Source organism: Pseudoalteromonas sp. Isolate3 (genome assembly GCF_022398505.1).
Classification (GTDB): Bacteria; Pseudomonadota; Gammaproteobacteria; order Enterobacterales; family Alteromonadaceae; genus Pseudoalteromonas; species Pseudoalteromonas apostichopi.
This window is the reverse complement of sequence record NZ_JAKEVN010000055.1, coordinates 1-25,908: the sequence shown is the minus strand read 5'-3', so window position 1 is coordinate 25,908 and position 25,908 is coordinate 1. Positions and strand designations below refer to the sequence as shown.

Sequence of the window (25,908 nt, the reverse complement as noted above, 5' to 3'; positions counted from 1 at the left end):
AGAGGTGCAAGCACCTCTTCGTTTCCGCTCGACTTGCATGTGTTAGGCCTGCCGCCAGCGTTCAATCTGAGCCATGATCAAACTCTTCAATTAAAAGTTTTTTCTGTCCCGAAGGACATGCTCAATGAATTCTGATTTTGATTCTTTCGAATCGAATTGACTGTGCTGAAACAAGTAAACTTGTTTCCGTTGGTCACTCAGTTCAATTGAGACTCTAAATTTGTTTGCGTCATCTAGCGAACTAGAATCTGCTGTTAGAACTCAATCTGTACGAGTGCCCACACAGATGATTGCTTTATATTGTTAAAGAACGTTGCGACGTTGTCGCTAGGGATGCGTATAATACATCCTTAATTTTTCGAGTCAACACTTAATTTCAAACTTTCTTTCGATAATTTGAAACCGAAGCTTCACTTAACTCTCTGCTACGTTGTTCAGCGTCTTTCGTTGCTGCCCGCCGTGTCAGTGGGGTCGCATTATAGGGAGATCCAAAAACAGATCAACACTTTTTTTCGATCTTTTTACTGTTCGCTCAAAAAGCGAACTAAAATTACCGAAAATAGCAAAAACGGTCGCTATTATGGCTGTTTTTTATGCCAATATTCATAATTTCATGCAAATTTCATTGCTATGTTCATTTAACTCGTTAAGATAGCAAGTTCACAATGTTAAATTAATGTTTATTTCTTGTTTATTGGTAGATCAAAATGAAATTACCCGATCAAAAATCTTTTCTTTTCTCCGTTATTCTTGCTGTTTTGGGGTTTGTAGTTGTTAAGTTTGCATTTGCAAGCTTAGCATTAGACCCAGCATTGCTATTTGGTGCAGGCTTATTAATTGGTGCTTTAGTCATTGCTGCGCTTTCATCAACGTCAAGTGAGGAGGCCGAAGTAAAAACAAAAACTCTTTATGTTGGCAACCTACCTTATCGTGCTAATGAAGGTGTTGTTCGTGCTTTATTTGAAGAACAAGGCAAAGTTTTCAACGTACGCTTACTAAAAGATAAAAACACAGGTAAACGTCGTGGCTTTGGATTTGTGGAAATGGCTGAAGCAGATGCTGAAAACGCAATCAATCAATTAAATGATAGCGAATTCCAACAGCGTACTTTAAAAGTACGTGAAGCAAAACAAAAACAAGAGAACGAGACTAATAGCTTCCGTGAGGGATCTGATCAGTCAGCGTAATCAGCTCAACGTTTAATTGCGAGTGGCAAATAGGAGCCGTTGCATAAAAGTGCAGCGGCTTTTTTTTATCTCCGGTTACTGTGTATCCCCGAAGTTCAATTAAACTTTTAACGCGATTAGCAATCGCTTTGCCTGAATCTATAAGTAAGATCCGTTGTTTATAATAGTCATTAATCGCATTTGCTAATAATGGAAAGTGTGTACAGCCAAGTACCAATACATCTATATCTTCTGCGATAGCTAGACCACACAATTCTTTTTCAAGTTTTTCTTTATTGAGTGTCTGCGTATGAAACAGTGTTTCTGCTATTTCCACCAGCTCAGTTGAACCATATAAACTGACTTGAGTGCCTTGGCTATAAGTACTAATTAAGTTTGCAGTATAGTGGCTCTTGGTCGTCGATGGCGTTGCCAACAAACCAATATGTTTGCTATTGCTTAAAGCGCTTGCTGGCTTTATCGCAGGCACAACACCAACTACTTCTATATTTGTATACGGGCGAATAGTTTCTAATGCAGATGTAGAGGCGGTGTTACACGCAATTACTAGGATATCTACGTGTAATTTTTCTATTTCGATAAACTGTAGTAGCGCAAAAAGGCGGGTTATGATCGTTTGCTGGCTTTGCGCGCCATATGGCAATAAAGCATTATCCATAAAATAGCTATAATCAGCATCTGGGATCAGTGCTTGGATCTGCTCAAGTACGGTTGTCCCACCTATACCAGAATCAAACACCATTATATGAACTGACAAACTGCTTACCTCGGATCATCAAAGGCCAGCAGTTTGCCATGCAGCTATGTAAAAATAAAGAAAGGGTTAAGCTTCTTCAGTTGCCGAACGTAGTTTATTCATTTGTTCAAACATTGCTTTGGTATAATCCACCAGCTTGCTTACTTCTTCTTTATCTTGGTTTAACCATTGTAAGATACCAGCAAGTTCATTTTGCAAACCTAACTCACCCGCTTTATTGAACGCTTGTTTCAAATCGTCATTAAATGGCGCTATTTTATCAGCGACTTCTTTTTCAGGGGATGGTTTATATTCTTCATACCCTTTTATAGCAGCAACTGTTTTTGTTTGTTTCAGATCCATGGTAAAGCCAACGAGTTGCTCGTTACCTAAGTTCAACTCTTTAGCTTGTTCAAAGGCATCTTCTAATGAACCAGAGAAGAATGTTTCGCTAACACTCTGCAAGTCTTCCATCAATTCATTGATAGCTTGCTGCTCTTGCTCATTTAAATCACCATTGACTGTCATCGAGAATGATAAGTCTCGTGATTGAGAAGATTCACTGACAAACGCTTCGTTATCGCCATTTTTGCTATAGCCGCTTGCTGACTTACTTTCGTATGCATCAGCAAAGCTAATACTCACTTCATCACCTTCAGCAGTAGTGAAAGTGTATTCTGCATTATTACTTAAACTAACGTATTGGGCCTGGCTTACTGAAACCGAATTTGGTTTAGGATTGAACAAGTCTTCTTCTAATTCATCAATACCTTTATAGATACCTTCTTTAGACTTTTCGATACCCTCTTCGATGTCATCATTAAGAATACCTGACCCTTTTAGCTCATCATAAGCATCGTCGATGCCCATTTGTACACCTTTTCGTGCATCACCAAGCATACCTTTGAGCTTTTCATCATCAGCACCATCTGCTTTTGCTTTGCGAAGCGCACCGCCAACAAAGTCGAGAACGTTTTTAACGATCTCTTCAAAGTCGAACAGTGGTTTATCTTTTTTCTCTTCGGCTTTAGGTAAACCTAGTGCCTCAGCAAGTTTATCATCAAGAACTTTAGCAGCCAGCTCTCGGCCTCGTTGCTGGTAACTATCTTGACGATTTTGAATAGTAGGCTGCTGCAATGCCTGTTTGCCATTGTATTTATTCACATTTGTATTAGGCATATAGCCTAGGTTGCCAATTTTCATGATCCGACTCCATGTTATGGTTAACTCATTATCGGCCAAAAACCACAGAACTTAAGTTTTTTGTATAAAAAAACGACACTAAAATAAATAACAAAACTAGACAAATCCTCAGCGCTCCCTACAATAGCGCCGTTATAAAGCTAAGAGATAAAAGGTAATCAGCCATGGCGGTTATAAAAATTGATACAACTCAATATGATGCACAATTGAGTGAGAAAGAGCAGCGCATCACCTCACAGTTTCGACGTTTTGGGGTCGAAAAATTAGAAGTGTTTGGCTCTGACCCTATTCATTACCGCCAACGTGCAGAGTTTCGTGTCTGGCATGAAGGTGAAGACCTTTTTCACATCATGTTTGATCAGCAAACTAAAGAAAAGATCCGTGTTGACGAGTTTGACCCTGCAGCGCCTTTAGTGGGTGAAGTCATGCAAGCCATGATCGAAAACTTAAAAGACAATGAAGTTCTGCGTCGCAAGCTGTTTCAAATCGATTATCTTTCAAGCTTAAGTGGCGAGATTCTAGTTAGTTTGTTATACCACAAACAATTAGATGAGCAGTGGCTACTAGCTATTAAAGAGCTTAAAGCAAAACTTAGCACACAGTTTAAAATTGATTTTATTGGCCGTGCTCGCAAGCAAAAAGAAGTGATTGGTAATGATTTCGTTATTGAGCGTTTAAACGTAAACGGTAAAGAGCTTATCTATCAACAAGTCGAAAATAGCTTTACTCAACCTAATGCGAAAGTGAACATCAAGATGCTAGAGTGGGCACAAGCGCTTTGCCAACCACTTAGCAATGACTTACTGGAGTTATATTGCGGGAATGGTAATTTCTCCATTGCTCTTGCAGATTCATTCGACCGCGTATTAGCGACTGAGATTTCAAAATCATCGGTTTACTCTGCACAATACAATATCGCGCAGAACAAGGTTGAAAACTTAGATATCATTCGTATGTCGAGTGAAGAGTTCACTCAAGCAATGAAAGGCGAGCGCACTTTCTCTCGTTTGGATGGCATTGATCTGAAAAGCTATAACTGCCAAACAATCTTGGTGGACCCACCACGTGCTGGCATGGATACACTGACTTGTGACCTAGTTGCGAACTACGACAATATTATTTATATCTCGTGTAATCCAGATACCCTAGAGCGTGACCTTGACCACTTATGCAAAACCCATGCAGTAAAGCGTTTTGCTATTTTCGATCAATTCCCTTACACCCACCACATCGAATCAGGTGTGTTTTTACAGCGTAAATAAAATTAGTCTGTCAGCGCTTTAAATAGTGCTGGCAACTGCTGCTCACTAAACACTTCTATATTGTTGTCAGTTAACAGCTTTGCAGTTAACCCCATCCCTGAAATTTTCCTTCCAGAATGACTACCATCGTAAATCGTATTGCGACCACATGACGGGCTTGATTCTTTTAACAAGGCATAACGAATACCTTGCTTTTGGCAAAGTTTAAGAGCTTGTTCTGCACCATAAGCAAATTGCACTGTGACATCTTGCGCATCTTTGGTGAGTACTCTTCCCAATTTAATTTCTGCTGGCGGCCTTGGTGTAGGTAAGCCACCAGCTACTTCGGGGCAGAATACAACTAGCCTTCCCTGCTGTTTTAGAGTTTCTAAGCCAGGATGAAGTAAGTTTTGCGATTGCCCGTCATAACGAACAGGGTTTCCTAACAAACAGCTTGAAACTAGTATTTTTTGCATTTGCTTTACCAATAAAAAAAGCTCCGCGTGCGGAGCTTTAATTTTAATTAAACTAAACTTATTTATCAGCTAGGTAATTAATTAAGTCTGCCATGCTCTTTGCATCGCTAATACCTGAATCCGCACCTATAATCACGCGATATTTACCATTAACAATAAAAGTTGGAACGCCTTTTAAAGCACCTTTTTGTTGGTAGTATTCTTGGTCGCGTTTCATTTTAGACGCCATAGTACGTACAGAGAAGCTGTTGTAGTACTTATCAAAATCTTCAGCCGATACACCTTGTGAAACGAAGATGTCTTTCATATCAGCTAGTTCGTTAATACGTGCACGCTTACCGTGAATATGATTAAACACAGCGGCTACTAACGCGTCTTTCTGTGGTAACACATTAGCCGTCGCATAACCTTGCGCTAAGATGGTTTGAATCTCTGGGTCACGAGGACCTGAAAAATCAACATGACTCTTTTTGAACTTTACGCCCTCTTTAAGAAGTGTTTTAAGCTCTTTCACTACTGGCTCGAAGTTATTACAGTGTGGGCAGTAGAATGAGAAGAACTCTTTTACTTCAGGCTTTTTAGAAGCGCGTGCATCAATCGTTTCATAATGCTTACCTTCTTCATATTGAGCAGCTGAGGCATTTGCCGCTAAACCTAGCGTGGCAGCCATTAATACAGCTTTTACTAACTTGATCATTACTTCTTTACTCCAAAATTATTGTTTTAATAAGAATTCGACTAACTCATCAAGCATCTGCTGGCTTTTGATGGTATTTAAATTGATTTTATATTTATCATTTACGATAAAAGTAGGCACACCTGTTAACGCACCCATGTCAGAATATTTTTGCTGTTTATCTTGCATCGCTTTTTCAGCACTAATCACTGGCATGCTTGCAATTTCAGCATCAAACACATCGTTGCTAATACCATTGGTCGCAAGTAATGCTTTAACGTCTTTCATGTCTTTAAGTAAAGCGCGTTGTCTGTGGATGCTATTAAAAATTTGGTCAGCAACTTGCTCTGCTTTGCCATGTTGCTTAGCAATTAAGTAGGCATAGCTTAAATTACTTTGTGTTTGCTTAGATACACCACCTAAAAAGTTAACATGGCTTTTTACAAACTCGGTACCTTCAGGAAGACTTGCAGTTAATGCTTTTGCTACAGGCTCAAACTGAAAACAGTGTGGGCAATAAAACGAAAAGAACTCGGTTACTTGCGGTGTTGCACTTTTCTCAACTTTTAAAACTTCATATTGATTACCTGCTTCAAAATCAGCAGCAAGGGCTGCAAAAGGTAAACATAAAATGAGTAGACTTAACTTTAATTTTTTAAACATTATTTTCTCGTCTTTATTAGCTTTTAAAAATTTATGGTAATAATTTTAATGGTGCTTCCTGTAGCGCTGCAAGCTGTTCTTTTAACGCTAGTATTTGCTGCTCCCAGTATTTGTCTTCAGCAAACCATGAAAAGTTCCGTGGGAATGCTGGATCATCCCATCTTTTTGCCAACCACCCCATGTAATGCACCATTCTCATCGCTCTGAGTGGTTCTATCAGTTTTAATTGGCTGTGATCGAAGTCACAAAATTCTTCATAGGCAGCCACTAAAGTGTCTAACTGTAACAGTTGGTTGTTACGATCGCCACTGAGCATCATCCAAAGGTCCTGAATGGCAGGTCCTTGTCGGCTGTCATCCAAATCAACGAACATCAATGCATCACCAGACCACAATATATTACCAGCATGGCAGTCACCGTGCAGGCGGATAGTTTCAACATTTTTATACTGTTGTGTGGTTTCTTTGATTACCAAATCTAAAATTGTATAGAAAGCGTTCTCTAATGTCATTGGCACCAAGTTACTTGCCTGTAACTGAACTTTAGCTGTCTGAAGATATTCTTCGCAACTGATCACAGGCCTATGTTCAAATGGCTTTGCTTTTGCTACCTGGTGCATTCGACCAATTAAACGGCCAAGCACATCGAGTTGATCTAAATTATCAACTTCAAAAATGCGGCCACCCACACTAGGGAATAACGTAAACAAATAGCCATTATGCTCAAACAAGCTTTGCCCTTCGATAATAACAGGCGCAACAACCGGCACTTCGGCCTCAGCAAGTTCAAATGCAAACGCATGCTCTTCTAAGATTTGCGCCTTACTCCAGCGTTCTGGTCGGTAAAACTTAACAACATATCGTTGGCCATCTTCTGCTTTAAATTGATAAACACGGTTCTCGTAGCTATTTAATGCCAGCAGTCCTGATTCAGCATAGACACCGATACTTTCAACTGCATCTAAAATTGAATCGGGTGTAAGGTCAACAAAACTAAATTTACTCATAATGTCTCATCATATAAAAAAAGCGGGAAAATCCCGCTTTTTATTCATTTACTCAGTGTACTTAATTATCGTGCCTTAAAGAAGTTACTCGGCTGTGAAATCTGCACATCAGGCTCACCATCGACAGAAAGTATAAACTCAAACTTTGTCATTGGCTTTTTCAAATCATAAGGGTCAACAACCAATGACAGTGGTACATTGTATGATTCACCAGAAGGCACAGTGAATGTTTGTTTGCCTATGTACTCAAAGTTATCAAGCCCTTCGACACGAATATTAAATGTCTGCTCATGTTGCGCTTTATTGATAACCTTTAATGTATAGGTATTTTCAACTAAACCATTAAAGTCAACACGGTATAACTGATTACGGTCACGAATAATATCTAAGTCCATAGGTTTACGCATTGCAATGTTCGCCACCAGCGCGCCAGTTAGCAGCACTAAGATGACGAGATAGCCAATTAACTTAGGACGAAGTGCATGGGTTTTGTTATCTGGTGTTTCTAAATTACGCTCTGTGGTATAGGAAATAAGTCCGCGAGGGTAATTCATTTTATCCATCACCCCATCACATGCATCGATACACGCACCACAATTTATACATTCGTATTGTAAACCATTACGAATATCGATCCCCGTCGGGCAAACCTGAACACACAAGTTACAGTCAATACAGTCACCTAAACCAAGTTCTTTTGGATCTTGTTTGCGTGAACGTGGACCACGGCTCTCACCACGCGCTTCATCATAGCTTACTGTGAAGGTATCTTTATCGAACATAGCTGATTGAAAGCGAGAGTATGGGCAAATGTGTAAACACATAATTTCGCGCATCCAACCCGCGTTACCATAGGTACACACCGCAAATACGGCTAAGCAAATATATGAATATGCTGTTGCATCAAGAGTAAACAGATCAGGTAATAGTTGGCGGATAGGCGTAAAATAACCAACAAAGGTAAATGCGGTATAAAGTGAGAATAACCACCAACTTCCGTGTTTAGCACTTTTTCGCCAAAACTTATCAAAATCCATCGGGCGTTGATCAAGTTTCTTACGCTGATTAGCGCTACCTTCAAACTTTTCTTCAAACCAAATGAAAATAAAGGTCCAAACGGTTTGTGGACAGGTATAACCGCACCAAACCCGACCATAGAAAGTAGTTACCAAGAAAAGAGCAAAAGCCGCCAACATTAAAATAAAGGCAAGGATTGTCAGGTCTTGTGGCCAAAGCGTTAAGCCAAAAATGTTAAACTTTTGCCCTACCAAATCGAACAATACAGCTTGTTGGCCGTGGAAGTTAATCCAAGGTAGTAACATAAACGCAAGCATACCGACAAAACCAATTCGCTGTCTGAGCAATTGATGTAAGCCAGTTACAGCTCGAACATAAATACGGTTGCGTGGATTAAATCTATCATCGAGGGAAGCATTTTCCGGTTTCTGGATTTTCACTTCCGTTGGGATATTTTTAACCTTAATCTGTTTATCCATTAAAATTCCTCAACGCCACTAGGAAATAACATTCAAACATATGTTTATAGCAGATGGTTCTCTAAGCTCTTAGGCAAATCAGAATACATCTCATTACGTTCAAAGATTTCTGAAACTTCAAATCTATAAAGCATTATACTCAATCTATAAAAAATTTCAGGGATTGATCGAAAATACGACATTTTAATTATTTAATCGTATCTGCTTGCTTTTAAAACGACCATTTTATTAAACTTGCACCTATACCGTATTTATTTAGATCAAAGATTATTGTGCTATGAAAAAATTTCTTATTTTAGTGCTTATTATTTTAGCACTTTTCACGATTGATCACCCTTTGATCAAAGAGCCTAGGGAAAGGTTACTAGGAGATGGCGTATCATTACTATCTGATGCGAGTAAAATTAATCGTAGTCCCGCGGCGAATATGGCAAAAAATAATATTAAGTCACAACTCAATTTATCTAATTCAGAGCTTGAATATATTGAGGACACATTTACAACAGACGATAAGCTGCAAATTTTTCACTTACACTACTGCCGTGAAAAAGACATTAACTTGTATTTTTATGGTGACCGCTTAAACCGAGTATGTAGTATTGTCTCGAATGCGCTTGAGGAAAGGCTAAACAAGTAATGGACTTTTCTGCTTTAAACAAAAAAACCAGCGATTCGTTCGCAAAACAGCGCAATATGTTAAAAAAGCTGGGTAAAGGGCAAACCTTATACTGTGAAGTGTGTAAAGGCGCCCTTACCTTAGACTTAAAAACTGATCAGCCAGGTAAAGGCGTTGTACGCTGTAGCAAAGGTTGCACAGACATCCTATTAGAGCTGGGTTAGTTCCAGCCCTCATCGTTATAAAGTTGGCTATTTACAGCAACAACTTCAATAAGTTCTGCAAAGCCAGCGGCAAACTCATTCATCACTTCATACTGCTGCTGACATAATTGCCCTTCAGATAAACCATGCTCAGTTGCGAGGGCTGCAATTTCACTACTTTCAAGAGTAAAAAAGCCTAAGCTTTGCAGCGCGGTAGCCAACGCTTCTTTAAGTTCATCAGCTAAATGTGGAGCACTTAGTAGCTTATTAACGTAGCCTTGTGCACCATGCATAAAACCTTGGCTCCAATGCTGGCATTCTTGAATATCTAGGTATTGTTGCCCTTGAGAGCTCAGCTGTAGGCTCACAGGTAATGCAAAACCCGTTTCAAATACTTGCTCGCTGATCTGCTGATACAAGGCCATAAATGCAAACAGTACTTGCTCATCCATTTGCCCATCAGAGCCTGGTGCAACCTCTTCTAACCACTGGTGAACATCAAGCGGCTCAGGAGCACAAATCACGGCAAACAAGTAACCTTGGGTTTGCGCCAAAGTAAGCGCATCTGGATGCTGCGCTAAAAACTGACTTAGAAGCTCGCTTTGCTGCTTTGAAAACTCAGGTAATTGCATACTATTCAATTAATCCAATTTAAAAGTTAAGCGGATAACGGCCTTCGTTATCAGGACGACCAAGGAACTTAGCTGCATCATGCACTTCTTTTGGTAAGCTTGCTTCAGGTTTAATATAGCCAGCTACTTTAAAGTCTAGATTCGCTTTTAATACTGCATCAGCTTCAAGTCCTAAACGGTTTTCTGGGTCTACCAGTACTGCTACATCACCCGATTTACAACTTAAACGGCCGCTCAGAGGACCAATACTAAACCAGTTGTTCATTCCTTTGACATCAATATTAGGGCTCGCGATTTCACCGCTTAAACTCTCACAATAAGGCTGACCTGAGCTGTACTCGTCTAAATCAACTATTACGCGGCCTTGTGCACTAATCGGTAAAGGGAGTTGTAAACGCTCCATGGCACGTTCAACCGTTAAGCGTAAAGTAGTCTTTTTCACAGTGACTGTTTGGTTAAAGAGACCATATGTAAAATCACCATGACCAGATATATCCGCTTTATCACGAGGATTGCCAAAGCGCACCGTACCCACTAATTTACCTGTGAACAGTGACCAGCCTGATAACTGCCAACGCACATTATTTAATTGCTCACCATCAAAACGTACCTGCATAATGCGGCCGTCCCATAGCGTGCCACTGGCTTTACCTAATTGTAATTGCTTTGGTAAATGCGGCTTAGCTAAATCAAGTGCAACGGCAGCGGGTGTTTTTACCAGCGTAAACACCAAAAAACACATCACAAACACTGTGATTAATAAAATAACTCTTTTCATCGTTTACTTCTCTAGTACCAAACGACTTACACGCACAAAGCCTGATTTGTCATCTTTACTTAAATCTAAATTCTCGATTAGTACGCCGTGCGAATTAACCAATTCATCAAGCCATTCAACAAGGTTATTAAACTCAACAGAATCAATTGTTAAACGAAGTGAATTGTCATTCGGCTGCATTTTACTAATGATAATTTGATAACGATTACGGGTGCTATTAACGATTTGGCTTAAACTACGACTGCTCGTACTACGTGCATTACCGCTTGCTTTTAATTTAGCAATACTCTCATCAACCCAAACTAATAGCTCTTGCTGTTTTATAGTGTCTTGCTCAGCCTTTTCGATAGCCGTGTTAAGTGGACGAAAGACTCCCATAACTAGCACAAAAATAACAAACACCACACCTGCAACAATAACAAGTTGCTGTTCTTGTTCTTTTAACGAGCGCCAATAATTGATTATTTGATTTTTCATGCCGCACCTCGTAACTTAATTTCACCAACGACAAAATCACCATCATTATTCAGCGAACCCTGATCAACGGTTAAGCCACGCTGTTCTAAAATTGCTTTAACTTTACTGAATGACTGGAAATCTTTGCCGCGCGCACGAATACGTAATTCGTTACGGCCTTGATCATAACGAAGCGTTTCTGGTGTGAAGTCTTTCACTTGACTAAAAATCGAGACCAGATCGTTAGTCAAATCTAAAAAGCCTGCCGTACTACCAGCATCGATTAATGCAAGTTCATTACGAATTTGGCTGCGAATAAGTTGCGGACGCACTTTTTTGTTAGGAAAAGCACGCTGATAATTGGCAACTACTTCGGCTTTCATTGCTTCAAGTTCGCTATTTAACTTATAGAGCTCAAGTGACTTAACACCGACACTACACACTAACGCTACACCAGCTGCAATAGCGGCCTTTTGCCAATAGCCCCACCAAATCGCTGATTTTTTCTTAAGCTGATAAACGCCTTGGCGCAGGTTAAAATTAACCTCTGGTAATTGTTTGGCAAATAAAGCTAATGGTAAATCGTATTGTTCTGTTCGAGCATTTAGGTTAACCGTATCAGGAAAACCCGTTGCTGGACTAAAGTGTGCAACATCAGGGTTACCTAATGCCGTTAAATAGCCAGCAAGCCAATTCGTCTCTACAGCGGCAATATGCCAGTTACCGTGTTTACATAGCCACTGACCATTAAGCTCAATAGCACGTAACTGAGCGTTGTCATCGACATCAGGTAACAATAAAGCATCGGGCAGTATTTTATATACTTCGATACCATGCTCATTGAACTCAGCCAGCCATTGCTCAAACCATTCACGATCGGTCATCGCGATGTTAATAGCGTGCTTCTCATCAATAAGTGTTGGTTCTGCAATCGCTATGAATAAGTCGTCAACATCACAGGCTATTTCTTCTTCTAGCATGTAAGGAAGTGCTTGCTCTAGCTTGCGGCTCCACTTGGTTGGCAAAGCAACTGTTTTTAGTTGTACTTGATCACTTGGCAATAGTACAACCACTTCCCGTGATTGCGCTCTCTCTGTAAGCTCACCAAGTTGTGTTGCATTGGCAATTTCGCCACTGGCAATTATTTCTTGTTCTGTTGGTGAGTAAATTAGCCAATTAAGGCTGTCTTTTAATGTTTGACCCGTACGGATCAACAATATCTCTGTCACTGTACGCCTCCAAATTTTCGCGCCAGTATCGTTACTGTACCATTAGTGGCATGGAGTAAGGTGGTCATCGAAAAACGCAGCTCTGCAAATTCAGCCTGCGTTTGTAGTTTAAAATATTCACTGTTGATACTGAATAAGTCTTCAACGGCTTTCACATTTTGTGCGCCTTGTTGATTAACCTCTTCAAAAAATGCTTCTAAATCATCATAACCATCTTGAGGACGTGATGATAATACCGCTTCAGCCCCTGAAAGACTTAAGCCATCAATAAGCGAGCTTAATATAATGGCACTTTCTACAGGTAGTGTATTAACGTTTATTTGTAGCAACTCACTGCCAGGAATCACACACACAAATGGTAAGACTTTTTCCATTACTAATGGATTAAAGCCTTTTACTAAACGAAGCTCTGAGGTCGAAGCAAAATAACTATTTGCAGTCATATATGGGTATTGTCGAGATAAATATTCATCTTCCTCGGCACCCGAGCGATAGGTAATACTATCAGCGTCTAACCAATCAAACACACTATCAGCCATAGCTTCTTCAGACTCATCTGATGGTAAATCTTCAATATTTTCTAATAATGCCAACAATGCCTTATGTGCTGGATTAGTTTTATTATTTGGATCCGTTTGTTGATCGGGCTTTACATGCAATGCATTTAGGTTCAAACAAGCTTGCAAGTCAGTAATAGTGCCACTCAAGGTGCCATTATCAACCGGATATGGTACCCCTCCCTGCTGCGCCCAAACTTGTTCTAAATGCGTTTTATCTGGTTCATCTTTTTTAGTTTGTTTAAGTGCCTTAATTGCAAGCTCTTCTGCAGCGAAGGCATACCACTTTGCCTGTTGATGGTTTTGAATATTGCTACTACGCTGCACTTGCACCATTAAATTAGCGCTCATCTCGACAGCTAACATAGCCGCAAGCGCCACGATGAATAAAACGATAACAAGCGCCGCACCTTTAGAGCGTTTAATCGCAGTCATGGCTAGCCACCCGTTCCGTTATTGCCATCATTTGCTTGGGCTGTTACTTTTCCTTCACCAGGCACTAAAAACACGCGACGAATTGGCTCTTGTTCGATTTTTTGAATAGTAACTGCAACAGCTTTTGGTAACGCTTTTATTTGCCACTGCTCTTGCCACTCATCTTTGTCATCTAAAAATTCAAATTTAAGGTCTTCGATATCTTCAAGAATGACTTGCGAACGAGGCTCCATGTTATCTAACTGATCGACATATACACGATATACACGCTCAAGTTTGTCATCTATAACGCGATAGCCAACTGCTTGTAATTCAGAGCGCGGCAGTAAATTAATTGGGTTAATCCAACCATCACGTACAAAGCCAATGCCATCGTATTGGCTATCAAGAACGTAGCGACCAGCTAAAACATAAGTTTCTTGAAAGTCACCCGCTTCGTTTCGAACCTGACGTTTCGTCATTTGACTAAAGTCTTGATCCATTAGACGAAACAAGGTTTGTAAGCCATTTAATTCCGCAATCGTTTCATCTGAAGCTTCTTTTGCTTTCGTTGTTGAATCAAGAATTTGATGAGTTGATAACACCACAAAAGCTAAGATCCCCATAGCGACAATCACTTCAAGTAAGGTAAAACCGCGTTGCTTCACTACTTATCACCTTTATTTAAATAAGTAGAAAGCTCATAAACTGGATATTCAAGCTTTTCATCGGCGAACACGTTAATGGTTACCTTTACAAACGTTTTATCAGCAGTAGGAACCACGTCCTGACGCCAATACCATTCAAAGCCAGCTAATGTTTCAGTGCCTTTGACACCATTTTTACCTGTCCACTTCTCGCCTTTGGCGCGCTGCTCAACCATTACGTTTTCAGCAACCCAAGAGGCATAAGTTTGCTCTTCAATCGACGAAAGATGATTAATGTGCTCTCCGGTTGCTTGCATTGCGGCAATACCAGCCATTGCACAAATAGCCAATGCAACCATCACTTCGAGTAAGGTAAAACCTGCTGACTTATTCATTATTCAGGCTCCATACGAAACTTTACCGGGGCCATGAATTCGCCTTCGATAAAATACTGCGGCTCTCGCTCATCTTTAAGCTCGTAAACCAGTTGAAACGCACTGACTTCGCCAGAAGATAAAATAAGTACTTGCGGTATTTTGAGCTTTTTTAGCTCAAGTAGGCTGTCTTCGTCACCACCGCTCATTAATTCACGCCAGTTTGACTGCTCAAGCAAGTTATCTTGTGCCCAGGCTAAATCATCAAGGTTAAGAGTAAGCTTAAAGCGCTCATCAACCTTAATTGGGGCAAACAATTTTTCACGGTCAAAAGTAACCCACTTATCACCGTCAAAAACTAAAAATTCAAATGTATCTTGGTCAAGGTGAAAACCTAACTCAACCTGATTTAAAATTGCAAACTCAGAAGCCATATTAATCGTAGTGTGTAATCTGAGAGCTTGTTTTTCGAGTTCTTCTTCAGCACCACCATCAAAACTGTAGGCAACCATTTTGGTGACAAAACCAATCACCACAAGCACCATTAAAATCTCGATTAGGCTAAACCCTTTCGCGTGCTTAGCACGGTCAGCCAAACGCAAACGACCAAGGCTTACCATAATAGTAAGCCTTGATGTGTATAAGCTTTGTTCAGTTGGCTGAATTTAGGCATTGTTACTTTTCTTCATCCCAGTTACCAATGTCATCATCAGTACCTGCTTCACCATCAGGACCCATAGAGAAGATATCAATTTTACCGATTTCTCCTGGGCTGATTAGTTGGTATGGGTTACCCCATGGATCTTCTGGTAATTTTTCAAGGAAACCGCCATCAGGAAAACGTCTTGGAATTGGCTCAATGCTTGTTTTGTTCACTAGCGCTTCTAAGCCTTGCTCTGTGGTTGGATACGTTTTATTTTTAAGCTTGTATAGGCTTAACGCATCTTCAATTTGTTGAATATCTAAGTGTGCTTTATCGATTGCAGCTTCTTCTTGCTGACCCATGATATTTGGCGCCACAATTGACATGATCATACCAATGATAACCAGTACTACCATGACTTCTAGTAATGAGAAACCTGACTGTTTGTTCACAAAAATACCTCTAACTTTCTTCAAAAATTTATTATAGAGCGACAGTGTTAACTGCTAATTGCTCTAGTATTCCCTAATTTAAAGACCTACAGCCTTATTCATTGCCATAATCGGCTGTAATATTGCCATAACAATAAACAATACAATTACCGCCATTGAGGCAATCATCGCAGGCTCTAATAGTTTCAGAGACACGTTTACCATGCTCTCAAACTCACGATCTTGGTTATTTGCCGCACGCTCAAGCATCTGCTCAAGTTCACCTGACTTTTCACCACTGGCTATCATGTGTAGCATCATAGGTGGAAAAAGTTTGGTTTGCTGAAGTGAAGCACGAAGGCTAGCCCCTTCACTTACACGTGTTGCAGCATCTTGCACCGACTTTTTCATTTTCTCGTTAACCAATACACCACCCGAGATACGCATCCCTTCAAGTAGTGGTACTGAGCTTGACGACAAAATACTTAAAGTACGCGCAAAACGCGCCGTATTCACACCTCGTGCAACCTTACCAATCCCCGGTAAATGAAGCACTTTTTCGTCATACCAGTAACGAATATGCGGCTGCTTAAGCGCTTGCTTAATTGCCACAGCTAATGCGGTTATAATGACTAAACTTATGAACCAGTAGTTTTGTACAAAATTACTAGCTGCCATTACCCATTCGGTTGTCCATGGTAAAACTTGTTTTGACTTTTCAAAGGTCTTCAAGATTTTTGGTACCACAGTACCTAACAGTACCGACACAATTGCAATAGCAAATACAACCAGGATGGTTGGATACACCATCGCTTGTGTTATTTGACTACGCATATGCTGGCGTTGTTCCGTGTAATCAGCTAAACGATTTAAAACTTGATCAAGGTGACCCGATTTTTCACCAGCGGCCACCATAGCACGATATAAATCATCAAACACATGCGGGAACTCGCTCATGCCATCGGCTAGGGTGTAACCTTCAACTACCTTAGAGCGAACGGCCATTAACATACGCTTTAAACGCGGCTTTTCACATTGTTCAGCTACCGCCATTACGGCTCCCTCAACAGGCAATGCCGACTGTATTAAGGTTGCAAGCTGGCGAGTGATCAAAGCTAAATCTGAAGTAGAAATTTTTGGTTTAAAGAAACTACTCAATAAAGAGCTCTTCGCTCCTTTAGCTTGCTTTTCACCTTCAGCAGCAGCCACGACCTCTAACGGCATTAAACCCTGATCACGTAGGGTTTGGCGGATTTGTTTTACCGTGTCGGCTTCAAGAATGCCTTTTTTCTCTTTACCTTTGCCATCAAGGGCACGGTATTCAAATGCTGCCATGATTAACCTTCCTCACGTGTTACACGCAAGACTTCTTCTAAGGTAGTGCGACCCGCTAACACACGATTACAACCATCTTGACGAATGCTTGGACTGTGTTTGCGAATATACTTTTCAACACTTTGCTCGCCTTTACCACTGTGGATCATTTCACGAATTGCTTCATCAACAACCAACAATTCATGAATACCAGTACGGCCACGGTAACCATTAAAGTTACACTCTTCACACCCTACGGCACGATAAATTGTTGGCGGCTCAGCAGGGTTGACCCCCAATAACTGACATTCGCGCTCATCGGCAATGTGACCTTCTTTACAGCTATTACATAAAGTACGTACTAGACGTTGTGACAACACACCTAATAACGATGATGATAGTAAGAAAGGCTCAACGCCCATGTCTTCCATACGTGTGATAGCACCAGCAGCCGTATTAGTGTGCAGTGTCGACATAACCAAGTGACCAGTTAATGAAGCTTGCACACCAATTTGTGCCGTTTCAAGGTCACGGATCTCACCAACCATTACTACATCAGGGTCTTGACGAAGGATGGCACGTAAGCCACGTGCAAAGGTCATATCAACCTTAGTATTGACTTGCGTTTGACCAATCCCTGGGATCTCGTACTCGATTGGATCTTCAACAGTGAGGATATTACGATCCCGCGAGTTAATTTGGCTCATGCCTGCATACAAAGTGGTACTTTTACCAGAACCCGTTGGACCGGTTACTAAGATAATACCGTGGGGCTTACTGATTAAGTCAGCAAACAATTCACGGTTACGCTCAGTCATACCTAAATCTTCAAGATTCAGCCGTGCGTTGTTTTTATCAAGTAGACGCAGTACAACACGCTCACCAAAGCTTGATGGCATAGTAGAAACACGCACATCAACAGCACGACCAGCAATTCGTAAACTAATACGGCCATCTTGAGGTATACGTTTTTCGGCAATGTCTAGTTTTGCCATAACCTTAATACGCGACACCAACAATGAGGCGAGTTTACGATTTGGCTTTAATACTTCTTTTAATACCCCATCAACCCTAAAGCGAATCACTAGCTCTTGTTCAAAGGTTTCGATATGAATATCCGACGCACCTTCTTTAATCGCTTCGCTCAGCATAGCGTTAATTAGTTTAATAATTGGCGCATCATCATCACCAGCAAGTAGATCTTCAGTTTGCGGCAATTCATCTGCAAGCGAGAATAAATCCACTTCGTTACCGATATCTTCCATCATTTGCTGCGTTTCAGAACTATCACGCTGATATGAGGCCTCTAGCAACAACTCAAATTTGTCATCTGGTAATTGTTCTAGTGAAAAACCATGACCCGCGATACGTCGTACCTCAAGTAATGCATCAACGTCTAACTCACCGCGGTAATACACAGTCCAGTTATCCTGATCTTTACCTAATAATACACCTGTACGACGCGCGTACGAGAATGGCAAACGCTTGGTTGGCAAGCTAACAAGATCATCGCTTGTTAGCAGCTCATCATGATTTGCTGGCACATCGGGTGCTAACTCATCATTGATTTCTGTAATTGCATTAGTCATCGTTGCGCTCATTCGCGTTTTGTTGCTTTAGATATTCTTCGTAAGTTGGCGGTAATACCAAGGCATCATTCCATTCAGGAAGAATTGGTGCATCCGTCAACGGCATTAAATCAATACCATCTTCTTTTTGTTTATGTTGTTCGCCACGGATAAAGTTATATTTAGAGTGGCTCAACTTATTCATACTAATGCCATCACGCACAATGGTAGGACGAATAAATACAATCAGATTACGTTTACGCTTATTAGTGCTGGTTGAGCGAAATAAATGACCAAGTACCGGGATATCACCTAATAACGGTACTTTAGAGACACTTTCTTGCACGTCTTCATCAATCAGGCCACCTAGTACAACCATACCACCATCATCAGCCATAACCGTGGTTTTAATTGCACGTTTATTCACTGAGATATCTACCGCAGTAGCGCCACTTACGCTGGAAACTTCTTGTTCAATCGTTAGCTGAACCGCTGAACCGTCATTGATTTGTGGTGTAACTTTTAGCTTTACACCTACTTCTTGACGTTCAACTGTTTGGAATGGGTTAGCGTTATTTGAGCCTGTTTGCGAGCCTGTGATAATCGGTACTTCTTGACCAACAATCATTGACGCTTCTTCGTTATCCATGGTCGTTACAGACGGCGTAGCAAGAATATTAGAGTTAGTATCCGTTGAAACAGCTTGGATAATTGCACCCCAGTCGTTCTTAACAATACCCATTGCTAAACCATTGATACCGCCGAGCAGTTGTCCGAGAGGCCCCAGATCACCTTCAACGGTTTCTTCATAAGGAGTCGTATTACCAGTCTCATTACCTGTAATCGTTTTTTGTATCGTTTTATCACGAGCTTGCTCAGCAGCAACTGCCAATGATCCAACAGGTACTGTTGTACCATTGTTGAACTGCATCATCCCGCCTTGCTCTGAAATCCACTGCAAGCCTAAGTTGATACCATCAGCCTCTAACACTTCAACGATGATAGCTTCAACAAGTACCTGTGCTCGACGTACATCAAGACGTTCTATCACTTGTTCAAGTGAGCGCATCGTATCTGGTTGCGCAGTAATAACCAGAGAGTTTGAATCAGGGTGTGCTTCAATACTTGTTTCGTTTTGGTTGCGAGAACGAGTTTTAGTCGCACCACCTTGCGCATCTTCGGCTAATGTTTTGCTCACACCTTGCAGTACTTTTACAAGGTCTTCAGCTTTTGCGTAGTTTAAATAGATAACCTTAGTATTACCTTGGTTCTCTAACTCACCATCTAAACGGCTAATTAATTCAACAGCACGAGTACGTGCTTGCGCCTCTCCACTGACAATCACACTGTTAGTACGACCATCAGCAACAACCTTAGGAATTAAGAACTCAGGAACGCTTCCCTTGCCACCATCTTTGTAAATATTCTCAACAACAGAGACCACATCGTCTGCGGTAGCAAATTTAAGCTGTACAATATCTACACGCTTATCACCTGCTTGGTCAACAGAGCGAATAATTTCTACTAAGCGGTTAACTGAAGCAGCATGACCAGTCAACATCATCACGTTCGCAGCATTAAAGTTTGCAACGTGACCACCATCTTTTTGGTCACTAAATTGACGAACTAGAGGACCAAGCTCTTGTACACTTACGTTTTTAACACGTACCACACGTGTCACCATCATATCGCCACTGGCTTGGTTATCTTCAGTGATCAGCGGTACATTCGACTTTTTAGCATCAGAACTTTTTTCAATTTTAATAATACCGTTATCCATCTCAACAGCTGAATAACCATAAACTTCGAGTACATTTAAGAAAAACTGATAATAAAGCTTCTCGTCCATTAGCTCGTAACTGCGCACGTTTACTTTACCGCGCACATTTGGGTCAATAATAACGGTTTTATTTAAATTCCGACCTACGATATTAATGAACTCATTAATATCAGTGCCTTTAAAATTAGCTGCATACTCAACAGCTGAAACTGAAAGCGATAATCCTGTTAATAAAAAAAGCGCTGCATATTTAGCTAACCCTTTTTTGATTTTTGTGAGGTGTAGCGCGTGAACCATTCTATAAAAACTCCAAAGCTAGTTATTGCAGGCTAAATTGCACATCAATTTGTTCACCATCGCGTTCGATAGTGATACTTGCGTCAGTACTATTTCGTAATTCGTTTATTGCTGACATTGCCTGTTTCAAATCATTTAATTGATAGCCATTAATCGCAATAGCTAAATCATTATTCATTAATCCCATCTGCTTGAATAAAGCAGGATCTTTACCTGGGCTTAAACGATAACCCACTAACTCACCATCAACCATCGCTTGAGAGACGCGAATATAGTCAAATAATTTACCGGGATCGTCTAATACTTCTTCACGCGTTTCGATAAGCGCTTCTTTTATTTCTTCATCTTCAGTCGCATTTATTTCACTATTTTCGACAAGCTGCGGACCTGCGGTTAATTCTGACTCTTTACGCTCTGCCAATACGGGCATAGAAACTGTTTTCGTAAAGTCGAGTCCATCCAGCATCAAAGTTTCAAAACGACCGCTAACATCTAAAATCACTCGATCGGGTAATACTTGAGCTAGCTTTGCGCGAGTTCCTTTAATTGCATCATCAACAACATATGTTTCTTGCTTGCCTTGAGATTCGATTATTGCAAGGCCAGCTTGGTCATTTTGGCTTACCGCAACAATACCGGTTAGGTTAATACTTAGGCGAGTTTCAGGGGCGTTGTTAATAACTTGATTTTGTTTTGAGGTAGGTTTTTTAGCTTCGACAACAACTTTGCCGAATAAATTCTGTTCGATAATTTGACGTGAGCTTACAGTCTCTGCTCGCTTTGCCATGGTGTTAACACCTGTTACAGGCAGTGCTCTTGTATCGGGCTCCGGCCATACAAGCCAAAATACCTTGGATGATAAAAAAGCAATATAAACAACAACTAACAGCACTACAAATGCACTTAGCTTGGCATGAGGTAAGCCGTTCAAAAACTGTTTAACTTGTTGTAAGTGTTGATCCATAAACTCTATTTCTTATTTTAATTTACTGCTTGGTAGCTGGCCTATAGTACCTTTTCATTTTTCATTCAACAAGCGCGCTTATATTAAACTTTGTAAACAAGGTAAATTCGACGAACAGTGGGCTGCAAGGAATTACTACGATTGTTTATTTGTGATTAAGTTTCATGGTAAATTTTGCCTATATATAAGCAGCTTTCAAAGAGCACAATTGTGTCAAAAGGTAACACTCATAAGTCGCAAGACAAGCAAGATGAATTAAACGTACGCCTTGATAAGTGGTTATGGGCTGCACGTTTTTATAAAACCCGCTCAATCGCACGAGACATGGTGCAAGGTGGCAAAGTACATTATAATGGACAACGTACCAAGCCCAGCAAAATTGTTGAAGTCGGTGCTGTAGTTAAACTGCTACAAGGGGTAGACGAAAAGGTCGTGACAATTGAAAAGATCCTTGAAAAACGTCAAGGTGCCCCCATTGCACAAACCTTATATCAAGAAACTCAAGCTAGTATTGAGAAACGCGAAGCAAATGCTATCGCCCGTAAGAACAACAGCTTCTTTGCTCCACATCCTGATCGTAAACCAGATAAAAAGCAAAGACGTGAACTGTTAAAAATGAAATCAAGTTAGGTAATGCAACTCATGCAACAAGATTTACTTCATCGTTATATATTTGATCAGCTCGATGTACGTGGCGAACTCGTACAAATTGAAAACACTTATCAAGAGATGATCGCAAACCATAATTACCCAGCACCTGTGCAAACCTTATTAGGTGAATTACTTGTTGCTACCTGCTTATTAACAGCTACTTTAAAGTTTGAAGGTGAAATTGCCGTTCAACTACAAGGCGATGGCCCTGTTAAATATGCGGTAATTAATGGTGACGATAAACAAAACATGCGAGGCATAGCACGTCTACAAGGTGAAGTGACAGGAAGCACAATAAAAGACTTAATTGGTAATGGCTATATGGTTATTACAATTACGCCTACTAAAGGTGAGCGATACCAAGGTATTGTACCTTTAGAGCACGATAGCTTAGATAAATGCCTAGAGAACTATTTTGAGCAATCAGAACAGTTAAAAACACGTCTTTGGTTTGCAACTGAAGTAACAGCAGACACAGCAAAAGCAGCTGGCTTATTCTTACAAGTATTACCTGTGAATAAGGAAAAATCTGTTGAAGACTTCACTCATCTTGAAGCTATCAGCAACACTATTAAAGATGAAGAGTTACTAGGTTTAGATGCAAATACAGTTTTAACCAGACTTTACCACGAAGATAACCCTCAATTATTCGAGCCACAATCTATTAGTTTCCGTTGTGGCTGTAGCAGAGATAAAACAATTGCTGCGTTAGTGAATGTAGGTCAAGAAGAGTTACTTGCCGATGTAAAAGCAAACGGCGAAGTAAAAATTAGCTGCCATTACTGCTTAAAAGATTACATTTTTAACGAACAGGATATTAAAGCTATTTTTAACTGATACACCCAATTAAAAATATTATTGTATTAAAGCCGCATTCGATGCGGCTTTTTTATTAAAAAAAATTATCAAAAATAATGATACCGGTGTCATGAAAAAGCGCCATTTTATGACACCGGTATCATTGAAATTATTCATGTTTTTTGCCAAATATATGCCTTTTTAGGCCCTTCAGACACTCGAATATCCCTAATCCTTCTGTTACTATTCTTTTAGCAAAAGGGAAAACTAAGAACCCCAGAGCTATCCCGTTCAATCTCTCACAATTTAGGTATAAACATGACTGCAAACGCTACTAGTTTTGTTGATCTTACAGCAGCTGAACTTGTCGAACACGCTATTCGTCGTGGCGAAGGGACTTTAGCCGCTAATGGTGCTTTTGTTGCTAAAACCGGTGTACGCACTGGCCGCTCTCCAAAAGATCGTTTTATTGTTCAAGAGCCAAGCACTGAAAACGAAATCCAATGGGGCAACGTAAACCGCCCATTCGATGCAGACAAGTTTGATGCGTTATGGGCACGTGTAGAAGAACACGTGAAAAGCAAAGACCACTTCATCTCTCACCTAGAAGTTGGCGCTGATCCTGAGCACTATTTACCAGTTGTAGTTACAACAGAAACTGCATGGCATCATATTTTTGCCAAAAACATGTTTATCGAACCACAAACATACAATACTGCCGACTTCCCAGAGTGGCAGGTAATGAACGTACCTTCATTTGTATGTGACCCAGAGCGTGATGGCACAAACAGTGATGGCACTGTAATCATCAACTTCGCACAACGTAAAGTACTACTAGCTGGTATGCGCTACGCAGGCGAAATGAAAAAATCAATGTTCTCTGTACAAAACTTCCTACTTCCTGCAAAAGGTGTATTACCAATGCACTGCTCTGCAAACGTAGGTGAAGCAGGCGACACAGCTTTATTCTTCGGTCTATCTGGAACAGGTAAAACAACATTATCTGCGGATCCTACTCGTTTCCTTATCGGTGATGACGAACACGGTTGGGCACCTGGTAGCGTATTTAATATCGAAGGTGGTTGTTACGCTAAATGTATCGACCTATCGCAAAAGAACGAACCTGTTATTTGGAATGCAATTCGCTTCGGTACAATCTTAGAAAACGTTGTACTTGACGAAAACCGTGTACCAGATTTCCATGATACAAGCCTTACACAAAATAGCCGCGCAGCTTACCCTCTAGAGCACGTTGAAAAACGTAAAGTAGAAAACCGTGCTGGCGAGCCAAAAGCGGTTGTATTCTTAACCTGTGACGTGAGCGGTGTATTACCACCAGTTTCAGTACTAACTGAAGAAGCTGCAGCTTACCACTTCCTAAGCGGTTACACTGCAAAAGTAGGTTCAACTGAAATCGGTTCAACAAGCGACATAGAGTCTACATTCTCAACATGTTTCGGTGCTCCATTCTTCCCACGCCCTGCAGGCGTTTATGCAGAGCTTCTAATGAAGCGTGTACGTGAATTCGGCGCTAAAGTTTACCTAGTTAACACAGGTTGGACAGGTGGCCCTTACGGTACTGGTCAACGTTTCGATATCCCAACTACACGTGCTGTAGTTGATGCAATCGTATCAGGTAAACTAGCTGATGTTGAAACTCAACACATCGATGTTCTAAACCTAGATGTACCAGTTTCAGTTCCTGGTGTAGACAGTAAGCTTCTTAACCCAATCAACACATGGGAAGATAAAGAGAAGTACGCAGAATACGCAAACAAACTAGCATCTGACTTCACTGAAAACTTTGCAAAATACGATGTTTCAGAAGCAATCAAATCAGCAGGTCCAAAAGCTTAATACCAAGCTTACCTTCGGATTAAAAACGCCAGCTATATGCTGGCGTTTTTGTTTTTGGGTTATGAGTTAGCGAATTGTGAGAGTAAAGTTAGCGAGTTAGGATAAGCCATATAGGCGCTAGGAAAAGTATCGTTGTAGGAATGGCTTTAGCCATGAATATATTGCTTATGGCCTAGATTCGGCACTGAAGTGCCTCCTACTCGTTTTGTTGCTGAGGAACACTCTGAAGTACCAAACAATCCTGTAGATCAACTGCCATCTAATCTCTGGCATCTGAGATACGCATCACGTAGGAATGGCTTTAGCCATGAATGTGTTGGTTATGGCCTAGATTCGACACTGACGTGCCTCCTACTCGTTTTGTTGCTGAGGAACACTCTGAAGTACCAAACAATCCTGTAGATCAACTGCCATCTAATGTCTGGCACCTGAGATACGCAACACATAGGAATGGCTTTAGCCATGAATGTGTTGGTTAAGGTCTAGATACGGCACTGGCGTGCCTCCTACTCGTTTTGTTGCTGAGGAACACTCTGAAGTAGCAAACAATCCTGTAGATCAACTGCCATCTAATGTATGACAACGCATCACGTATGAATGGCTTTAGCCATGAATGTGTTTATTAAGGTCTAGATACGGCACTGACGTGCCTCCTACAGGGTTTTGTTGCTGAGGGAGACTCTGAAGTACCAAACAATCCTGTAGATCAAATGCCATCTTATGTCTGACAACGCATCACGTAGGAATGGCTTTAGCCATGAATGTGTTGGTTATGGCCTAGATTCGGCACTGACGTGCCTCCTACAGGGTTTTGTTGCTGAGGGAGTCTCAGCACTATACAACCCCATATTTCAGCTAACGGCTGAAAGCTGACAGCTCCAGACGCAAAAAAGCCCGACTCTTTCGAATCGGGCTTTCTTTAATTTGGAGCCTGGCAATGTCCTACTTTCACATGGCAAATGCCACACTATCATCGGCGCTGTTTCGTTTCACTACTGAGTTCGGCATGGGGTCA

Annotated in this window: 27 protein-coding genes and 1 rRNA gene; 7 read left to right on the top strand and 21 right to left on the bottom strand. The window is 40.8% G+C overall.

Annotation, left to right across the window (positions count from 1 at the left end; all coding sequences use genetic code 11):
- Positions 1-93: ribosomal RNA gene (locus tag L1D46_RS12100) — 16S ribosomal RNA — on the bottom strand; the annotation flags it as partial.
- Between the two features lie 614 nt (positions 94-707).
- Between L1D46_RS12100 and L1D46_RS12095 the strand changes: the two genes are divergently transcribed.
- Complete coding sequence (locus L1D46_RS12095; protein WP_130049912.1) at positions 708-1,187, top strand: RNA-binding protein; 480 nt, start codon at positions 708-710, stop codon at positions 1,185-1,187.
- On the opposite strand, the gene murI is transcribed toward L1D46_RS12095, so the two are convergent.
- Entirely contained in the window at positions 1,150-1,944 is a 795-nt protein-coding gene (gene murI, locus L1D46_RS12090; RefSeq protein ID WP_130049913.1) for a glutamate racemase, read from the bottom strand. The two genes, L1D46_RS12095 and murI, sit on opposite strands and share 38 nt — an antisense overlap.
- 66 nt (positions 1,945-2,010) lie before the next feature.
- Positions 2,011-3,126 carry a DUF5610 domain-containing protein gene (locus tag L1D46_RS12085; protein WP_130049914.1) on the bottom strand — a complete coding sequence of 372 codons (1,116 nt, stop codon included), beginning with the start codon at positions 3,124-3,126 and terminating at the stop codon, positions 2,011-2,013.
- 164 nt (positions 3,127-3,290) lie between these two features.
- Between L1D46_RS12085 and trmA the strand changes: the two genes are divergently transcribed.
- Positions 3,291-4,388 (top strand): tRNA (uridine(54)-C5)-methyltransferase TrmA, encoded by a 1,098-nt coding sequence (gene trmA, locus L1D46_RS12080; protein WP_239977593.1) that lies wholly within the window; start codon positions 3,291-3,293, stop codon positions 4,386-4,388.
- Between the two features lie 2 nt (positions 4,389-4,390).
- On the opposite strand, the gene L1D46_RS12075 is transcribed toward trmA, so the two are convergent.
- From L1D46_RS12075 to ccoG, 5 genes are all read right to left on the bottom strand, one after another.
- Positions 4,391-4,843, bottom strand: coding sequence for a DUF523 domain-containing protein (locus L1D46_RS12075; protein ID WP_239977592.1), 453 nt, complete (start codon positions 4,841-4,843; stop codon positions 4,391-4,393).
- Positions 4,844-4,901: 58 nt separating this feature from the next.
- Positions 4,902-5,540, bottom strand: a complete 639-nt coding sequence (locus tag L1D46_RS12070) for a thiol:disulfide interchange protein DsbA/DsbL (RefSeq protein ID WP_130049917.1) — start codon at positions 5,538-5,540, stop codon at positions 4,902-4,904.
- A gap of 18 nt (positions 5,541-5,558) precedes the next feature.
- Positions 5,559-6,182: a thiol:disulfide interchange protein DsbA/DsbL gene (locus L1D46_RS12065; protein WP_130049918.1), complete on the bottom strand. Its 624-nt coding sequence runs from the start codon at positions 6,180-6,182 to the stop codon at positions 5,559-5,561.
- Between the two features lie 31 nt (positions 6,183-6,213).
- The gene (locus L1D46_RS12060; RefSeq protein ID WP_130049919.1) at positions 6,214-7,188 is read right to left on the bottom strand and encodes a serine/threonine protein kinase; all 975 of its coding nucleotides are present in this window, start codon (positions 7,186-7,188) and stop codon (positions 6,214-6,216) included.
- A gap of 65 nt (positions 7,189-7,253) precedes the next feature.
- Entirely contained in the window at positions 7,254-8,684 is a 1,431-nt protein-coding gene (gene ccoG, locus L1D46_RS12055) for a cytochrome c oxidase accessory protein CcoG (RefSeq protein ID WP_130049920.1), read from the bottom strand.
- A 277-nt stretch (positions 8,685-8,961) separates the two neighbouring features.
- Between ccoG and L1D46_RS12050 the strand changes: the two genes are divergently transcribed.
- Both L1D46_RS12050 and L1D46_RS12045 read left to right on the top strand, forming a co-directional pair.
- A complete protein-coding gene (locus L1D46_RS12050) occupies positions 8,962-9,321 on the top strand; it encodes a hypothetical protein (RefSeq protein ID WP_130049921.1) in 360 nt (119 codons plus the stop codon).
- Positions 9,321-9,524 (top strand): hypothetical protein, encoded by a 204-nt coding sequence (locus tag L1D46_RS12045; RefSeq protein ID WP_167659207.1) that lies wholly within the window; start codon positions 9,321-9,323, stop codon positions 9,522-9,524. Before L1D46_RS12050 ends, L1D46_RS12045 begins: the two co-directional genes overlap by 1 nt.
- Here L1D46_RS12045 and L1D46_RS12040 read toward each other — a convergent pair.
- The 13 genes from L1D46_RS12040 to gspC form a co-directional block, all read right to left on the bottom strand.
- Complete coding sequence (locus L1D46_RS12040; RefSeq protein WP_130049923.1) at positions 9,521-10,135, bottom strand: YecA family protein; 615 nt, start codon at positions 10,133-10,135, stop codon at positions 9,521-9,523. The genes L1D46_RS12045 and L1D46_RS12040 overlap by 4 nt on opposite strands.
- Before the next feature lie 19 nt (positions 10,136-10,154).
- On the bottom strand, positions 10,155-10,913 hold the full coding sequence (locus L1D46_RS12035) for a type II secretion system protein N (RefSeq protein ID WP_130049924.1): 759 nt from the start codon (positions 10,911-10,913) through the stop codon (positions 10,155-10,157).
- 3 nt (positions 10,914-10,916) lie between these two features.
- Entirely contained in the window at positions 10,917-11,390 is a 474-nt protein-coding gene (locus L1D46_RS12030; protein ID WP_130049925.1) for a type II secretion system protein M, read from the bottom strand.
- Positions 11,387-12,598 carry a type II secretion system protein GspL gene (gene gspL / locus L1D46_RS12025; RefSeq protein WP_130049926.1) on the bottom strand — a complete coding sequence of 404 codons (1,212 nt, stop codon included), beginning with the start codon at positions 12,596-12,598 and terminating at the stop codon, positions 11,387-11,389. The genes L1D46_RS12030 and gspL overlap by 4 nt, the downstream gene beginning before the upstream one ends.
- A complete protein-coding gene (gene gspK / locus L1D46_RS12020; RefSeq protein WP_130049927.1) occupies positions 12,595-13,590 on the bottom strand; it encodes a type II secretion system minor pseudopilin GspK in 996 nt (331 codons plus the stop codon). Before gspK ends, gspL begins: the two co-directional genes overlap by 4 nt.
- Before the next feature lie 2 nt (positions 13,591-13,592).
- Positions 13,593-14,237, bottom strand: coding sequence for a type II secretion system minor pseudopilin GspJ (gene gspJ, locus L1D46_RS12015; protein ID WP_130049928.1), 645 nt, complete (start codon positions 14,235-14,237; stop codon positions 13,593-13,595).
- Positions 14,237-14,611 (bottom strand): type II secretion system minor pseudopilin GspI, encoded by a 375-nt coding sequence (gspI, locus tag L1D46_RS12010; protein WP_130049929.1) that lies wholly within the window; start codon positions 14,609-14,611, stop codon positions 14,237-14,239. The genes gspJ and gspI overlap by 1 nt, the downstream gene beginning before the upstream one ends.
- Positions 14,611-15,210 carry a prepilin-type N-terminal cleavage/methylation domain-containing protein gene (locus tag L1D46_RS12005; RefSeq protein WP_130049930.1) on the bottom strand — a complete coding sequence of 200 codons (600 nt, stop codon included), beginning with the start codon at positions 15,208-15,210 and terminating at the stop codon, positions 14,611-14,613. The genes gspI and L1D46_RS12005 overlap by 1 nt, the downstream gene beginning before the upstream one ends.
- A gap of 55 nt (positions 15,211-15,265) precedes the next feature.
- The gene (gene gspG, locus L1D46_RS12000; protein ID WP_130049931.1) at positions 15,266-15,685 is read right to left on the bottom strand and encodes a type II secretion system major pseudopilin GspG; all 420 of its coding nucleotides are present in this window, start codon (positions 15,683-15,685) and stop codon (positions 15,266-15,268) included.
- A 78-nt stretch (positions 15,686-15,763) separates the two neighbouring features.
- Positions 15,764-16,999 carry a type II secretion system inner membrane protein GspF gene (gene gspF / locus L1D46_RS11995; RefSeq protein WP_130049932.1) on the bottom strand — a complete coding sequence of 412 codons (1,236 nt, stop codon included), beginning with the start codon at positions 16,997-16,999 and terminating at the stop codon, positions 15,764-15,766.
- A 2-nt stretch (positions 17,000-17,001) separates the two neighbouring features.
- Positions 17,002-18,567, bottom strand: a complete 1,566-nt coding sequence (gene gspE, locus L1D46_RS11990; protein WP_130049933.1) for a type II secretion system ATPase GspE — start codon at positions 18,565-18,567, stop codon at positions 17,002-17,004.
- On the bottom strand, positions 18,560-20,623 hold the full coding sequence (gene gspD / locus L1D46_RS11985) for a type II secretion system secretin GspD (protein WP_130049934.1): 2,064 nt from the start codon (positions 20,621-20,623) through the stop codon (positions 18,560-18,562). Before gspD ends, gspE begins: the two co-directional genes overlap by 8 nt.
- A 22-nt stretch (positions 20,624-20,645) precedes the next feature.
- Positions 20,646-21,587 carry a type II secretion system protein GspC gene (gspC, locus tag L1D46_RS11980; RefSeq protein WP_167659202.1) on the bottom strand — a complete coding sequence of 314 codons (942 nt, stop codon included), beginning with the start codon at positions 21,585-21,587 and terminating at the stop codon, positions 20,646-20,648.
- A 210-nt stretch (positions 21,588-21,797) separates the two neighbouring features.
- Here gspC and hslR point away from each other — a divergent pair, with 210 nt between their 5' ends.
- The 3 genes from hslR (at position 21,798) to L1D46_RS11965 (ending at position 24,893) form a co-directional block, all read left to right on the top strand.
- On the top strand, positions 21,798-22,217 hold the full coding sequence (gene hslR, locus L1D46_RS11975; RefSeq protein ID WP_233786780.1) for a ribosome-associated heat shock protein Hsp15: 420 nt from the start codon (positions 21,798-21,800) through the stop codon (positions 22,215-22,217).
- Between the two features lie 12 nt (positions 22,218-22,229).
- Positions 22,230-23,075 (top strand): Hsp33 family molecular chaperone HslO, encoded by an 846-nt coding sequence (gene hslO / locus L1D46_RS11970; RefSeq protein WP_167659201.1) that lies wholly within the window; start codon positions 22,230-22,232, stop codon positions 23,073-23,075.
- A gap of 279 nt (positions 23,076-23,354) precedes the next feature.
- Positions 23,355-24,893: a phosphoenolpyruvate carboxykinase gene (locus L1D46_RS11965; protein WP_130049937.1), complete on the top strand. Its 1,539-nt coding sequence runs from the start codon at positions 23,355-23,357 to the stop codon at positions 24,891-24,893.
- The last annotated feature ends 1,015 nt before the right edge of the window (positions 24,894-25,908 follow it).